The sequence below is a fragment of the Neptunomonas antarctica genome, assembly GCF_001305295.1.
GTDB classification, from domain to species: Bacteria; Pseudomonadota; Gammaproteobacteria; order Pseudomonadales; family Balneatricaceae; genus Neptunomonas; species Neptunomonas antarctica.
The window spans coordinates 182,733-197,411 of record NZ_LJSI01000021.1; the positions used below are offsets into that span (position 1 = coordinate 182,733).

The following is a 14,679-nucleotide window of genomic DNA, read 5'->3' on the forward strand; positions in this document are numbered from 1 at the left end:
ATGCTCATGAGTAATACGATAGCCAGTCTGAATCGTAAGCTAAATAATGCCGCCGACCTTAAGGCCGTAGTACGAACAATGAAGGCAATGGCGGCATCTAACATTAACCAGTATGAACAGGCAGTGAGTGCCTCCGATAACTATTTCAGAACGGTGCAGTTAGGCTTGGCGGCGTGCTTTCATCAGCGCGAATTTATTTCCGTTTCAGCTCAGCCTCAACACAAAGGTAGCGGGGTGATTGCTGCTGTTGTATTTGGCTCAGATCAGGGGTTAGTGGGCCAATTTAATGATGTAATAGCTGAGTTTGCTATCAATACTCTGGAGGCATTGCCCGGGCGGAAAATTATTTGGCCAGTAGGGGAGCGTATTCAATCACGCGTAACAGGGAGCGATGTAGAGGAAGGATCACGATTTTTGTTACCCAATTCAACGGGGGCTATTACTCCTTTGATTGGGCGAATCCTGGTGGAGATAGAAACGCAGCGTGAGAAAGGTAACATTTCACAGGTGTATCTGTTTTATAACTGCCCTAAAACGAACGCCAATTATACGCCAATGTACCAACGACTATTGCCGCTCGACGCTAGCTGGCAGGAGAGTCTGGCGGCTATTCCCTGGCCAACACACAGCCTGCCAGAAATTTTGAATCATACAGAAGAGATGTTAAGTGCATTAGTTCGCGAGTATCTATTCGTGTCTCTTTTCAGAGCCTGTACCGAATCATTAGCCAGCGAAAACGCCAGTCGTTTAACGGCGATGCAGCGTGCGGAGAAAAACATTGAAGAGTTACTGCAAAGCCTGAATCAGTCCTACCATCGTTTACGTCAGAGCAGCATTGATGAAGAGTTATTCGACGTCGTGTCCGGCTTTGAAGCGCTTGGCGGTGTTTCTCACGGCAAGCCTTTCTAGGTATTTATTCTAGGTACTCAATGTCGGCACCTTAGGTATTTAATGCAGCTATCTTATTGTCTTTTTTACGTTTTAATAATGTATCAGCGCATTGGTCTTCGCTGTTTAAAATCACGATACATTCCAAGCATTGAACGCACTCATTATAGTCGATATCACCATCGCGTTTTATCGCTTTGATTTCACAGCGGTGATGGCAGGTTTGGCAGGGAGAGCCACAAAAAGGGATGCGTTTGAGCCACTCGAAACGTCGTAAAGCGCCAATAATGGCGAGCCCTGCACCTAAAGGGCACGCATAACGGCAGTAAAATTTGTGAATAAACATACCGCCCGCTAATAATGCGATGGCATACAATACAAACGGCCAGTGCCTATCGAAGACCAGTGTAATACTGGTTTTAAACGGTTCGACTTCTGCCAGCCTTTCCGCCAGCGTCAGTTCGTAAAAAGAAACGCCGATCAGTCCCAGGAGTAGTGGATATTTTAGATAAATGAGTTTTCGATGCAGCGGATCAGGAATACGCACTTGTTTTATTCCAAGCTTTTTACCACACCATGAAGCCATCTCCTGAAGAGCCCCAAAGGGACATAACCAGCCGCAGAATAAGCCTCTTCCCCAGATGAACAGGCTGACAAAGGTGAAGACCCAAAGAATGAAAATAACGGGGTCGAGTAAGAAAATACTGATATTAAAGCCATCACGTATCGAATGCAGTAGCGTGAAAATATTAACGACGGACAGCTGCCCCTGAGCGTAATAGCCGGTAAACAGCAGCGTGAACCAAAGGTAGCCCCAGCGGAACTGATGGAACCGTACCGCATATCGGCTGAACTCTTCTTGCTTGATGAAAACGACCGTCAGAATAACCAGAGATGTCAGTAATATAAGAATCTGAGGAATGCGATCTTGCCAGATTCTGATCCAAAGCGGCGTGTTGGCCTGTTGTTCTACGATCACAGCAATCCATTCAGAATCGGGTAGCTGGTAGTGATCCGTTAGCGATAACGAGTCAGTCGAGAGGTGGTTACGTGGCAGGTTGATATTCAGCCCTATGTCGACAACACCGCCTAAGTTGAAATTTGATATCCCTTTGATACGAAAAATAGAACTCTCGGCAATGGCTGGTGCGTTGGCGATTGTTAATGTTTTTTCGTCGTCGGAGGCATTGGTGTCTTTGATTTCTGTATTGAGCCCTCCCTGATGCAATGATATGCGGCTGGGTACTGTGCCTGGCATGAAATCATCTGGAATATGCGGATAAAGTCCATTTGAGCCAATCCATAGAAGATGATCGCCAGGGGGAAGATTGGCCATCAGTTTTTTATAGGTTTCCTCACCCAGTAAATTCTGGCCGATATCCGGGGCGTTTAAATACGCGTAATACAGGTCTATAAAGGTGTCTTTGTTGTCGGCTAAATTGCCGTCTGAATTGAATAAGTGACTATAGTCAGCGTACTTACGCCCGAGTTTAGTGAAAACCACCTCACTGGAAACGTGCCATTTGTGAACCAGTCCGGTGGATAACAGCGTTGACCAGTCCATGGTTTCAGTACTTTTATTGCGCAATGCTGATTGCGCCGGCAGAGTGAATCCATCCAGTTTGTCGCGTGCTACCTGAAGGGCTGTAGCGAGTACTACATCATTGACAATCATGACGGAGATGGTCGCTTTAGTTACGCCATCAAAGAAAACAGCGCCTGCCGAATTGGTGGACGATTTACTCTTTTGCGCGCTGGATATAATGACCTGTTCTGTAATCGAGTGCCCTGTATATTGATCGACAAACTGGTCCAGTGCTTCGTTACCAAGGCCATGTAAAAAGACAGGTTCATGATGTTCAATGACAATAACCTTGCTAAAAACTCCATCGGCTTTCAGTCCAATCAACAGCGAAATAGGGCGGCCCGAAAAACCCGGCAGATTATTTATCTCATTAGAGAGCCAGGCGTAGCCGAGAAGTTGATCTAGTTGATAGACAGGGTAAACAGGCAGGCCATTTTGTTTGTTATCGATGCGTGTGGCTTTTGGAAACAAGGTTTTAATCGGCAGTGTAGTTTTATCGTATATCGTTGTCGCATGAGCAACGTGAGCCGTAAACAGCAGCTGAGTACAGAGTATTACCTGCGCCACTAGTATGCACAGTGCTGTTAGTGAAATGGGTAAATTGCAATAGGTTTGCAGTTGCTTGAAAAACCTCATTCGTCTCTTATTCCGTCACTTATTCCACGTGCTAATGATTCTCGATATCTACAGAATAATTTGAACTGGAATGGCGTCTGGAACAATGACCCGAAGGATGGGATTTTATACGTCTAAAGGTCTGGTTTTATCAGGTGTAGTTTATATGAGGTAGCTTATAAGATATGGGGTTATGAGTCTTTATGGTGCCTTACGTAATGCCTCCCACGCCGCGTATTGACTGAGAAACACCTCGCCTGTCAGATCGGTCAGCAGATGACTGCGTTTTAGTTTATCCATAACAGGGCCTTTTACCTCTGAAAGGTGGAAAGTGACACCGCTGTCTTTGAGTCGGGCGTTGATCGCCTCGAGACTTTCTAGTGCGGAGGCGTCAATAAGGTTGACGGCGGGGCACATTAATATCAGGTGCTTAACATCAGAATTATGCGAAATAAGCGCGTAAATCCTATCTTCCAGATAACGTGCGTTGGCAAAATAGAGACTTTCATCGATACGTAGCGTGAGGATATGTTTTTCTGTATTGACTGAGTGGCGATCAATATTACGGAAGTGTTCGGTACCGGGTACCAAGCCAACCAATGCACTGTGAGGTGTGCTGGTGCGGTGCAGGTGGAGAACAATCGAGAGGCTGATACCGGCAATAATACCCAGTTCTACGCCTTGTACCAAGGTCACGATAATGGTTGTCAGCATGGCGGCAAAATCGTTACGCGAGTATATCCATGTACGTTTTAGGGCCCCCAAATCGACAAGTGATAATACAGCGACAATAATGGTCGCGGCGAGGGTTGCTTTCGGCAGAAAATATATCAGCGGCGTTAACAATAGTGTTGCCATTGCGATGCCTACCGCCGTGAATGCGCCAGCAGCTGGCGTTTCGGCCCCCGCATCGAAATTGACAACAGAGCGTGAAAAGCCACCCGTTACGGGAAAGCCTCCGGAAACAGCGGCGGCAATATTTGAAGCGCCTAATCCCACTAATTCCTGATCGGGAGAGATTCTCTGGCGTCGTTTGGCGGCCAGTGTTTGGGCAACGGATACGGATTCAACAAAACCGACAAGGCTAATTAACAGAGCGGACACGAACAGCTGCTGCCAGAGATCTGTATCGAAGGCAGGCATTGCCAGTGAGGGTAACCCTTGCGGAATATCACCGATAATTTTCACGCCCAGGCTTTGTAATTCACCAGACCAGGTTGCCAATGTGGTAATAACGACAACGAATACCGGCCCTGTTTTTGCTAATAGGTCTGCCAGGCGCTGATTAATCCCTATGCTTAGTAGCAGCGTTTTCAGATGTTTACGTGACCAGTAAAGAAACACAATGGCACTGATGCCTATTACCAGTGTGGGATAATTAACCTCACTTATTTGATGTTCAATAGAGATAAGAATGTCGAGTAAATTGTGGCCGCTGGCATCGATGCCGAGTATATGTTTAAGCTGGCTGGCGGCGATAATGATACCGGAAGCGGTAATGAAGCCTGATATGACGGGGTGGCTTAAAAAATTTGCCAGCAAGCCTAGCCGGAAAATTCCCATCAGGATCAATATCACACCAGAGATAAATGCCAACGCAATGGCTGCAGTTAAGTAAGCCTCTGTGCCCTGTATAGCCAGGTTGCCGACGGCAGCGGCGGTCATCAGTGAGACAACAGCGACCGGCCCTACTGCTAAGGTGCGGCTGGTGCCGAATATTGTATAGGCGACTAAAGGCAGAATACTGGCGTAAAGCCCCACCTCTGCAGGCAGGCCTGCCAGCAGAGCATAAGCGAGAGATTGCGGGATCAGCATAATGGTAACGATAATCGCTGCTATAAGATCGCCGCTCAGCATCTGGCGATTATAGTTTTTTGACCATTGCAGGATGGGAAAATAATGTTTAAACATCCATTCAAATCCTCCAATCTGTTCCGTTTAGCGACGACGTTTTCTTGCTTTTCAGGTTTGGATTTTATGCTTCATTCTGATTTTAGATATTAAGTTATAATAATATAATAAAAAAGAATATGTCAGCATTTAATGAAGAGAATTTTTGAATAAATAGCTGAATAAAACAAATAAGGCCAGTCAGAGTAGCTGACTGGCCTTATTTTTAGAGCGGTAATAAAAGATGCTGACATCGTATCAAACGAAAACACATCACCGTTTATTAATGGTTTTGCATATCCGGCATGTTACGTCCGTAGAAAATTTCGTTCATCTCTTTGAAAAGACGTTCAGAAATTTCTTCAGCGTCATCACTATCTAAGTCCGCAATATCGGTTCCGAATAAATACTGGTTCAAATCGCAATCAGCCAGCATCATTTTAGTATGGAAAATATTTTCCTGTAAAACGTTTACATCCAGCATCCTGTATTGGTCCCGGATATCATGACTGATAAAATTCTGAATCGAATTTATATCGTGATCAATGTAGTGCTTCACACCTTTAATGTCGCGGGTGAAACCACGTACTCGATAGTCGATAGTGACGATATCTGATTCAAGTTTGTGAATCAGATAATTCAGTGCTTTCAGCGGGGATATGATACCGCAAGTAGACACTTCAATATCAGCACGAAAAGTACAGATACCATCATCTGGATGGCTTTCCGGATACGTATGCACGCAGATATGGCTTTTATCCAAATGTGCGACAACCGAATCAGGTAAAGGACCAGGCTGTTCAGTCTGGTCGACATCTTCTGCATCTTTAACGGGCTCTTCGGATACCAGAATCGTAACGCTGGCGCCTTGAGGTTCATAATCCTGACGGGCAATGTTGAGAATATTTGCACCAATAATATCGCAGACTTCAGAAAGAATTTCTGTTAGACGGTCAGCATTATATTGCTCGTCAATATACTCAATGTATTCTGCTTTTTGCTTTGCGGTTTGTGCATAGCAAACATCATAAATACAGAAGCTCAGGCTTTTTGTAAGGTTGTTAAAACCTTGTAATTTAATTCTACCGTTCGATGACAACGTCGTAATTCTCCAACCGTTGCAGACCGCGTAAATAACGCACTTAATAAAGTTCAACCTGGTTTAGGTTGAACGCGATCTGTATTTTATTCGAGCGTAGCACAAAGACAAAGAACAATTTTGTTAAAACTAATATCTTGCTGATAAATGAGAAATAAAAAATAGTTTTTATATTATGATTTATTTGTTAAGTTGTTGTATTTTATGATAAAAATAATATTATTTTTGATGAGCCCTAAGTTTTTAATAAAATAAAGACTAATAATTTTAGTCCGTTGTCACTCACATCAATGTGTGATTAAAAAAATAGCGATAATATTAAAAAGCAAGTAATTCTTACAGAAGAAGTTGATACTAATTATCTGAAGTTCTGGTTTTCCATTGATAGAATAATAGAAGTATTAACAAGGTTTAGCAGAGAGCTATGACGATGTTATTACAAAAAAATTACAGTCGTGTTGCAGGGAGGTGTTGAATGCTGGAAATTTTCACGTTATTCGCTGATTGGTTGGTTTATGATCTGCTGGGGTTGAGTGCGGCCACTAAACTTGGCGATGCATTACATTTTTTTGTGGAAGACACGACCAAGATCTTTGCTCTGCTGGTGGTCATGATTTACCTGATAGCACTGCTGCGGGCTTCGATGAACATTGAATCGGTACGTGCTTGGCTTGTGGGTAAGAATCGAATTCTGGGTTATTTTATGGGTGCTGGATTTGGCGCGGTAACGCCGTTTTGTTCCTGCTCGAGCATTCCTCTGTTTCTTGGCTTTACATCCGCCGGTATTCCAGTGGGCATTACGATGTCATTTTTACTGACATCTCCCTTGATTAACGAAGTTGCCATTGTCTTGTTAGGTAGCTTATTAGGCTGGAAATTCACGCTTATTTATGTGGGTGTAGGGATCGGCGTTGGTGTTCTTGGTGGTCTGTTTCTGGATCTTATTCGTGCTGAAAAAATGCTGCAACCTTTTGCAGCTAAGGCTTATGCTGAAGCGAAGCAGGCTGATGTGAAAGCTGAAGTGAGACGCTTGAACATGGCAGAGCGCCATCAGTTTGCAAAAGATGAATTGATCGATATTTTTAGTAGAGTCTGGAAGTGGGTCATTGTCGGTGTGGGTTTGGGGGCTGCATTACATGGATTTGTTCCAGAAGGGTGGTTTGAACAGCATTTGGGGCAAGGACAGTGGTGGTCTGTGCCTGCCGCTGTGTTATTGGGTATCCCTCTGTATTCGAATGCAACCGGTGTTATACCTGTGATGGAAAGTTTGATTACTAAAGGCTTGCCGGTAGGGACCACGCTGGCTTTTTGTATGAGCACTGTGGCCGCTAGTTTTCCCGAATTTATTTTGTTGAAGCAAGTGATGCAGTGGAAGTTGTTAGTTATTTTGTTCTGTTTGTTATTGTTTGCTTTCACGTTGGTTGGCTGGATATTTAATGGTATCGGGCTGCTGTTTCTTGCTACGTAAACAGCAACCATCAATTGAGATGAGGAGTATCGTATGAAAACAATTAAAGTGTTGGGCTCAGGGTGCACTAAGTGCCAGAAGACCGCAGAAATGATCAGTCGTATTGCCGCTGAATCAGCCATAGAAGTCTCTGTCATAAAAGTGACAGATCCTGCTGTTATGATGGAGTATGGGGTGATGAGCACGCCAGCGGTTGTCGTAGACGAACAGCTTATGCATTCGGGTTCCATTCCGCACCGGGCAGATGTTGAAGCGTGGCTTGTTAAAGCCTAGGAGTTAACGCTCAGCAGCTAAAGAATAAAAGGATAAGGATTCAGAAATGGCGATTAAAGTAGGTATCAATGGTTTCGGTCGAATCGGCCGGTTGGTCTTGCGTTCGGCGTGGACATGGCCAGATATCGAGTTTGTACATATTAACGATCCTGGCGGTGATGCAGCGACGTTGGCACATCTGTTGAATTTTGATTCAGTTCACGGACGATGGGCACAAGAAGCGTGCGGCAAAGGGGATCGGATCGTTGTTGATGGACACGCACTTACTGTGAGCCATAACAACACGATTGCCGATACAGATTGGTCAGGCTGCGATGTTGTTATCGAAGCTTCAGGGAAAATGAAAACTACAGCACAGCTGCAAGCTTATCTGGATCAGGGCGTGAAGCGTGTAGTGGTGAGTGCGCCGGTCAAAGAAGACGGTATATTGAATGTTGTGATGGGTGTCAATGATGATCTTTATGATCCTGCCTGGCACCGGATAGTCACCGCCGCGTCATGCACCACTAATTGCTTGGCACCAGTGGTAAAAGTGATTCATGAAAATTTGAAAATCAGGCATGGATCAATGACGACTATTCATGATGTCACTAATACCCAGACAATTTTGGATGCGCCGCATAAAGATCTGCGTCGAGCCCGTGCCTGCGGCATGAGTTTGATTCCGACGACGACCGGTTCAGCGACAGCAATTACGCATATTTTTCCTGAATTGAAAGGGCGTTTAAATGGTCATGCCATACGTGTACCGCTGGCGAACGCCTCACTGACAGACTGCGTATTTGAAGTGGAGCAAGTAACCACAGAAGCGCAGGTAAATCTGTTATTTAAAGAAGCAGCACAAGGCCCTTTAAAAGGAATTCTTGGCTATGAAGAACGCCCGCTAGTCTCTATCGACTACAAGACTGATCCGCGTTCGGGCATTATCGATGCATTGTCCACCATGGTGGTGAATGGCACACAGGTAAAAGTGTATATCTGGTATGACAATGAATGGGGCTACGCGAACCGTACGGCAGAGTTAGTCCGAAAGGTAGGGTTGCTTGATCAGAAGTAATATAGGCAAGCTTGCAACGCTTTCTACTGATGTCCGACAGTACTTGCTGATAACGGCTAACTACTGGGCCTTTACACTAACCGATGGTGCGCTGCGCATGTTGGTGGTACTCCACTTTCATGCGCTTGGGTACTCGCCGTTAGATATTGCCCTGCTGTTTATCTTTTATGAGATTTTTGGTGTTGTTACCAATTTACTGGGTGGTTGGCTGGGCGCACGTCTTGGGCTGAACCGCACTATGAATATAGGCTTAGTGCTACAAGTGGTGGCATTAGGCATGCTGGCCGTGCCTACAGTCTGGTTGACGGTTCCCTGGGTAATGGGCGCGCAAGCACTCTCTGGCATAGCCAAAGACCTGAATAAGATGAGCGCCAAAAGTGCCATTAAATTGTTGGTTCCAGGCGATGCTCAGGGCAAACTCTACCAATGGATAGCCTTGCTGACAGGATCGAAAAACACACTCAAGGGTGTTGGTTTCTTTCTGGGCGGTATTTTGCTGACGGTGTTCGGATTTTCACAATCCGTGCTGATCATGGCGGCTGGTTTGTTACTTGTCTGGATCGTTTCGGTTTTCACGCTCAAGAAAGCCTTGGGGAAAACCACCAGCAAGCCAAAATTCAGAGAAATCTTCTCAAAAAGTAGCGCGGTTAACATCCTATCGGCGGCGCGTCTGTTTCTGTTTGCTGCTCGGGATGTCTGGTTTGTGGTGGCTATTCCGGTTTTTCTCGGTGACCAGCTGGGATGGGATCACTGGACGGTGGCTAGCTTTATGGCCAGTTGGGTGATGGGTTACGGTGTTATTCAGACATTAGCTCCTTATGTGACTGGTAAGCGGGCAGGTGTGGTGCCTGATGGCAGGGCGGCGGTTATCTGGTCGGTTCCTTTGTTCTTGATACCGGCCGTGATGGCTGTGCTCCTCAGCGCAAGCATGAATACAGATATGAGTACAAGCATAAACACTGGCTTAGAAGTATCGTTTGCCAATGAATGGTTAGCCCCCTTATTAATTGGCGGATTGATGCTATTCGGCGCCTTTTTTGCCGTAAACTCCTCACTGCATAGTTATCTTATTGTGAGTTATGCCAAAGAAAACGGCGTCTCGTTAGACGTGGGTTTTTATTACATGGCTAATGCCATAGGCCGCCTGATAGGCACATTGCTGTCAGGCGGGGTATACCAACTGTATGGATTAGAAGCCTGTTTATGGATCTCGTCACTGTTTCTACTGATAGCCTGTATTATTTCGTTGAAATTACCTCGGAAAAAATCGAGCTACTAAAGTAAACTGAGATTTAAAACAATCGATTATTGCTGTTTTATGATGAAAATAGCGATGATTGAATTGAGGTGTAAGGTAATTTCCCGCAAGTGGAACCACAGCTACTATGAGCATAGATACCTATGTATCTATGCGTTGCTATCTGATTCCTGTCTCAGTTGAAGTGAATAGTTGTTATTCATGGTCGAAATCTATTTTTTAAAAAAAGTGTAAGGTTTTGATGTTTTATTCGACTATAACTAATAATAGCTAATGAATAACGAAGGAATTGTCGATGCACGAAATGCTGCCACACCTGATTCAGACGGATTTTCCCTCTATACAACGTAAGCAATTGGATACGTTGCAGGCCAATTTGGGTTATCGCTGTAATCAGTCTTGTCTCCATTGCCATGTGGCGGCTAGCCCAAAGCGCACCGAAGAGATGGACTGGGATACGATGCAGTTGATGCTCGACTTTATTGAAAAATTTGGTGTGACTACGCTCGATTTGACGGGCGGCGCACCCGAAATGAATCCGCATTTTAAACGTCTTGTGATTGAGGCCCGAAAACTAAACGTGAAGGTTATCGATCGCTGTAATCTGACGATTCTCTGTGAACCCGGTTACGAGGATTTTGCTGAATTTTTAGCAGAACATGAAGTGGAAGTGGTCGCTTCATTACCTTGTTACCTCGAAGATAATGTCGATGCTCAACGAGGCGATGGTGTTTTTCTGGCGAGCATCGAAGGGTTGAAACAGCTGAATAAGCTGGGGTATGCGCAGGGTGCTTCCGGCAAGGTGCTTAACCTGGTTTATAACCCGCCAGGTGCTATGTTGCCGCCTGATCAGCAAGTCTTAGAAGCTGATTACAAACACCAGTTGAATGCGCGTTATGGCATCCAGTTTTCGAATTTGTTTACCTTAGCTAATCTGCCGATCCAACGTTTTGGTAGTACGCTTATTTCTAAAAACACCTTTATCCCTTATATGGAGCTGCTGCGTAGCTCATTTAATGCTGCAACGCTGGATAATCTGATGTGCCGTTCACTTCTCTCGGTCGGTTGGCAGGGATATGTGCATGATTGCGATTTTAATCAGCAGTTGAAAATGCCATTAGGCAGCAGCCGTGAACCAGTCCATCTAAGTGCGTTATTAGAAAACGGTTTACAGGAAAAGAGAGTCAGTATTGGTGATCACTGTTACGGTTGCACCGCAGGTCAGGGCTCAAGTTGCGGTGGCGCGTTGAGTGCTTAATTTATAAAACTAGCTCAGAAAAGAGTACAGAGTCGCTCATACCGCAAGTCTCAAAATGTTTGTGAATAGTGATTTTAAAATAGATTCAAATAATTACTATCGGGAGTAACCGATGAAGCGCTTGGTCGTTATATTTTTAATTCTTATTGTTTTGCTGATTGTCTGGCAGACCGGTGGTTTCGCGCTATTAACATTGGAAAACCTGAAATCACAGCAGGCGGCGTTAACCTCATGGCGTGATTTGCATCCTGTGGGCGCCAGCGTTGCTTTTTTCTTTTTCTATGTGCTGGTGACGGCGTTGTCGATTCCCGGTGCGGTTATTATGACATTAGCCGGGGGCGCGCTTTTTGGCTTATTATGGGGCGGTATTCTCATCTCATTTGCCTCTGCATTAGGCGCTACTCTGGCGATGTTGGCATCGCGTTATCTGATTAGTGATTGGGTTCGGCGTCGATTTGCATCGTCAATTGCACCTATCGATGCAGGTGTGGAGAAAGATGGGTCGTTCTTTCTGTTTACGTTACGTTTAATTCCGATATTTCCCTTCTTCATGATTAATCTGTTGATGGGCCTGACGCGCATGCCGGCTAAAACATTTTGGTGGGTCAGTCAGCTAGGCATGCTGGCCGGAACATTGGTGTTTGTTAATGCAGGAACCCAGTTGGCTAAAATTGATTCGTTGTCAGGAATTCTGACCTTCGAGATATTCAGTGCGTTTGCTTTACTGGGAATATTTCCTTTTATCGCCCGAAAAATTGTGGAGATAGTGCAGGCCAGAAAAGTGTATGACGGCTGGAAAAAACCGAAAAAATTCGACACTAATCTGGTTGTTATCGGTGCTGGCAGCGGTGGTTTGGTCAGTGCGTATATTGCCGCAGCAGTGAAAGCAAAGGTTACACTGATCGAAAAAAACCAGATGGGTGGCGATTGCCTGAATACGGGGTGTGTACCGTCTAAAGCATTAATTCGCTCAGCCCGGCAAGCCTATGAGATGCGACAGGCAGAGCAGTTCGGTATTCAGGCAGTTGAGCCTCAAGTCGATTTTCCTGCGGTGATGGCGCGTATCAAAAACGTGATTCAACAGATTGAGCCACATGACTCAATCGAGCGTTATACCAGTCTGGGTGTGGATGTTATTCAGGGAACTGCCAGCATTGTTTCTCCGTGGGAAGTGTCAGTTACCAAAGAAAATGGTGAACAGCACACCTTATCAGCGAAGTCCGTCATCATTGCGACCGGTGCCCGGCCTCGCATTCCCAATATTCCGGGGCTGGATCAGGTGGATTATCTAACCTCTGACAGCTTGTGGGAACTGAACGAACTACCGAAACGTTTTGTCGTATTAGGCGGCGGACCGATAGGCTGTGAGTTGTCGCAGGCGTTTGCACGGCTGGGAAGTGAGGTGAGCATTGTGCAGCGAGCACCTCACTTGATGCCACGCGAAGATCAGGAGGCTCAAGAACTGGTAGAGCAGCAATTTTCAGAGGAAGGCATCGTTCTTCATCTGTCGAGTACCGCAAAAGAAGTGATAGTACGAGAAGGACAGGCTTATCTGCTGGTAGAGCAGGCAGGGGAAGTAGTCGAACTGCCCTTTGATAAATTGCTTTTAGCGTTAGGCCGGGAAGCTAATACCAGCGGCTTCGGGCTTGAAACGTTAGGCATTGAAGCAAGAAAAGATGGAACGCTGGATTGTAATGGCTTTATGCAGACCCGTTTCCCTAATGTGTATGTATGTGGTGATGTGACAGGGCCATTCCAGTTTACACATGTGGCTGCTCACCAAGCATGGTTCGCCGCGGTTAATGCGCTGTTTAGTGGCGTAAAGCGCTTCAAAGTCGATTATCGAGTTATCCCGTGGGTGACATTTACCGACCCGGAGGTTGCCCGGGTGGGCTTAAGCGAAAGTGAAGCTGTCGCACAGAATCTAGCCTATGAAGTGACGCGATACGGCCTTGATGATCTTGATCGCGCCATTGCTGATGGTGATGATCACGGCTTTGTGAAAGTGCTGACAGTGGCAGGAAAAGATAAAATATTAGGGGTGACGATTGTCGGAAAACACAGTGCTGAATTATTAGCTGAATTTGTACTGGCCATGAAATATGGCTTGGGTATGAACAAGTTGCTGGGCACGATCCATACCTATCCTACTTTTTCGGAAGCCAACAAGTATGCCGCCGGAGAGTGGAAAAGGGCACATGTGTCACCCAAAATTATGCGGTGGCTGGAACGCTTTCATACATGGCGCAGAAGCTAGTCATGAAGGTTCAGGAGCAGGCTCAGACGCTAACATGCAGAACGCATTGATGCAGAGCGAGGTATGATTCAGGCTGGCTTTTTTCTTTGGCACTTTCTTTATTTGTGCTGGGTTTGAACGGCTACGCCCGAATCGTGACTGGCGTGATTCTATAAGATTGAGTCACGGTATGATCACCAGAAGATGCAACTTGGCTTAGCTGAACCCCGATACCTATCGGCGTTAGATTTTTTAAATTGCTTAAATTACCGATGATGCCTCTGACGCACGCCGAGAATTTTTATGAATAATCCGTTAATTTCCATCGTTATTCCAATGCTCAATGAATCAGAAATTATCGTATCAAAGTTAAAGGCATTGCAGCCTTTAAGGCGTCACTGTGAACTGATCGTGGTGGATGGTGGCAGTCAGGATAATAGTCAATCGCTGGCTTCTCCCTGGGTTGATTATGTACTGGAAGCGCCCGCAGGTCGTGCCCGACAAATGAATGCAGGCGCGGCTATAGCGATAGCTGACTTACTGTTGTTTCTGCATATAGATACTGAGCTGCCCGATAATCTTTTAGAATTATTGCCGGTTGTGGATAACGCTAATGGTAAAAGCACTAATGATAAACGCTCTAATGGTCACAACAGGGAGTACTGGGGGCGCTTTGATGTGGTTATTACCGGTAATCACTGGATGCTGCCCTGCATTGCTTTTTTTATGAATAAGCGTTCGCGTATAACAGGTATTGCTACCGGTGATCAGGCGATGTTTATCAGTCGAAAATTGTTTGCTGGCGTTGGTGGATTTCCCGATCAGCCTCTGATGGAAGATATTGCTCTGTCGACACAGTTGCTAAAATTTTTCCGGCCGCATTGCCTTGCTAGTACTGCCACTACCTCGGGGCGACGCTGGGAGCAGAAGGGCGTATTCAGAACTATCTGTTTAATGTGGTCATTAAGGCTTGCCTATTGGCTGGGAGCGCCGCCGTCAACCTTGGCTAAGCGATATGGTTACCCTGTTGAAGGCGCATCATGAGGGCGAAC

11 protein-coding genes are annotated in these 14,679 nt (G+C 45.6%); 8 read left to right on the forward strand and 3 right to left on the reverse strand.

Annotated features, from left to right (window positions below):
* Positions 1 to 6: 6 nt before the first annotated feature.
* On the forward strand, positions 7 to 909 hold the full coding sequence (locus tag Nant_RS03355; RefSeq protein WP_054340227.1) for a F0F1 ATP synthase subunit gamma: 903 nt from the start codon (positions 7 to 9) through the stop codon (positions 907 to 909).
* 31 nt (positions 910 to 940) lie between these two features.
* Here the strand turns inward: Nant_RS03355 and Nant_RS03360 are convergent, their stop codons facing one another.
* The 3 genes from Nant_RS03360 to speD form a co-directional block, all read right to left on the reverse strand.
* Positions 941 to 3,109, reverse strand: coding sequence for a 4Fe-4S binding protein (locus Nant_RS03360; RefSeq protein WP_082400042.1), 2,169 nt, complete (start codon positions 3,107 to 3,109; stop codon positions 941 to 943).
* Positions 3,110 to 3,289: 180 nt separating this feature from the next.
* Positions 3,290 to 4,999, reverse strand: coding sequence for a SulP family inorganic anion transporter (locus Nant_RS03365; RefSeq protein WP_054340228.1), 1,710 nt, complete (start codon positions 4,997 to 4,999; stop codon positions 3,290 to 3,292).
* A gap of 262 nt (positions 5,000 to 5,261) precedes the next feature.
* Complete coding sequence (gene speD, locus Nant_RS03370; protein WP_054340229.1) at positions 5,262 to 6,077, reverse strand: adenosylmethionine decarboxylase; 816 nt, start codon at positions 6,075 to 6,077, stop codon at positions 5,262 to 5,264.
* A gap of 475 nt (positions 6,078 to 6,552) precedes the next feature.
* On the opposite strand from speD, the gene Nant_RS03375 reads away from it, so the two are divergent.
* The 7 genes from Nant_RS03375 (at position 6,553) to Nant_RS03405 (ending at position 14,671) form a co-directional block, all read left to right on the forward strand.
* Positions 6,553 to 7,545, forward strand: coding sequence for a permease (locus Nant_RS03375; RefSeq protein ID WP_054340230.1), 993 nt, complete (start codon positions 6,553 to 6,555; stop codon positions 7,543 to 7,545).
* A gap of 33 nt (positions 7,546 to 7,578) precedes the next feature.
* A complete protein-coding gene (locus Nant_RS03380) occupies positions 7,579 to 7,818 on the forward strand; it encodes a thioredoxin family protein (RefSeq protein ID WP_054340231.1) in 240 nt (79 codons plus the stop codon).
* A 46-nt stretch (positions 7,819 to 7,864) separates the two neighbouring features.
* Complete coding sequence (locus tag Nant_RS03385) at positions 7,865 to 8,875, forward strand: ArsJ-associated glyceraldehyde-3-phosphate dehydrogenase (protein WP_054340232.1); 1,011 nt, start codon at positions 7,865 to 7,867, stop codon at positions 8,873 to 8,875.
* Positions 8,862 to 10,154, forward strand: a complete 1,293-nt coding sequence (gene arsJ, locus Nant_RS03390; protein WP_238377060.1) for an organoarsenical effux MFS transporter ArsJ — start codon at positions 8,862 to 8,864, stop codon at positions 10,152 to 10,154. Before Nant_RS03385 ends, arsJ begins: the two co-directional genes overlap by 14 nt.
* A gap of 274 nt (positions 10,155 to 10,428) precedes the next feature.
* Positions 10,429 to 11,391, forward strand: coding sequence for an arsenosugar biosynthesis radical SAM (seleno)protein ArsS (gene arsS, locus Nant_RS03395; RefSeq protein ID WP_054340233.1), 963 nt, complete (start codon positions 10,429 to 10,431; stop codon positions 11,389 to 11,391).
* 112 nt (positions 11,392 to 11,503) lie between these two features.
* Positions 11,504 to 13,648, forward strand: a complete 2,145-nt coding sequence (locus Nant_RS03400; RefSeq protein WP_054340234.1) for an FAD-dependent oxidoreductase — start codon at positions 11,504 to 11,506, stop codon at positions 13,646 to 13,648.
* 282 nt (positions 13,649 to 13,930) lie between these two features.
* Complete coding sequence (locus Nant_RS03405) at positions 13,931 to 14,671, forward strand: TIGR04283 family arsenosugar biosynthesis glycosyltransferase (protein WP_054340235.1); 741 nt, start codon at positions 13,931 to 13,933, stop codon at positions 14,669 to 14,671.
* Positions 14,672 to 14,679: the final 8 nt, after the last annotated feature.

Bases quoted from the DNA above. Each gene is read 5' to 3' on its own strand.
- Nant_RS03355 (WP_054340227.1), top strand. From the start codon at position 7: ATGAGTAATACGATAGCCAGTCTGAATCGTAAGCTAAATAATGCCGCC.
- Nant_RS03360 (WP_082400042.1), bottom strand. From the start codon at position 3,109: ATGAGGTTTTTCAAGCAACTGCAAACCTATTGCAATTTACCCATTTCA.
- Nant_RS03365 (WP_054340228.1), bottom strand. From the start codon at position 4,999: ATGTTTAAACATTATTTTCCCATCCTGCAATGGTCAAAAAACTATAAT.
- Nant_RS03375 (WP_054340230.1), top strand. From the start codon at position 6,553: ATGCTGGAAATTTTCACGTTATTCGCTGATTGGTTGGTTTATGATCTG.
- Nant_RS03380 (WP_054340231.1), top strand. From the start codon at position 7,579: ATGAAAACAATTAAAGTGTTGGGCTCAGGGTGCACTAAGTGCCAGAAG.
- Nant_RS03385 (WP_054340232.1), top strand. From the start codon at position 7,865: ATGGCGATTAAAGTAGGTATCAATGGTTTCGGTCGAATCGGCCGGTTG.
- arsS (WP_054340233.1), top strand. From the start codon at position 10,429: ATGCACGAAATGCTGCCACACCTGATTCAGACGGATTTTCCCTCTATA.
- Nant_RS03400 (WP_054340234.1), top strand. From the start codon at position 11,504: ATGAAGCGCTTGGTCGTTATATTTTTAATTCTTATTGTTTTGCTGATT.
- Nant_RS03405 (WP_054340235.1), top strand. From the start codon at position 13,931: ATGAATAATCCGTTAATTTCCATCGTTATTCCAATGCTCAATGAATCA.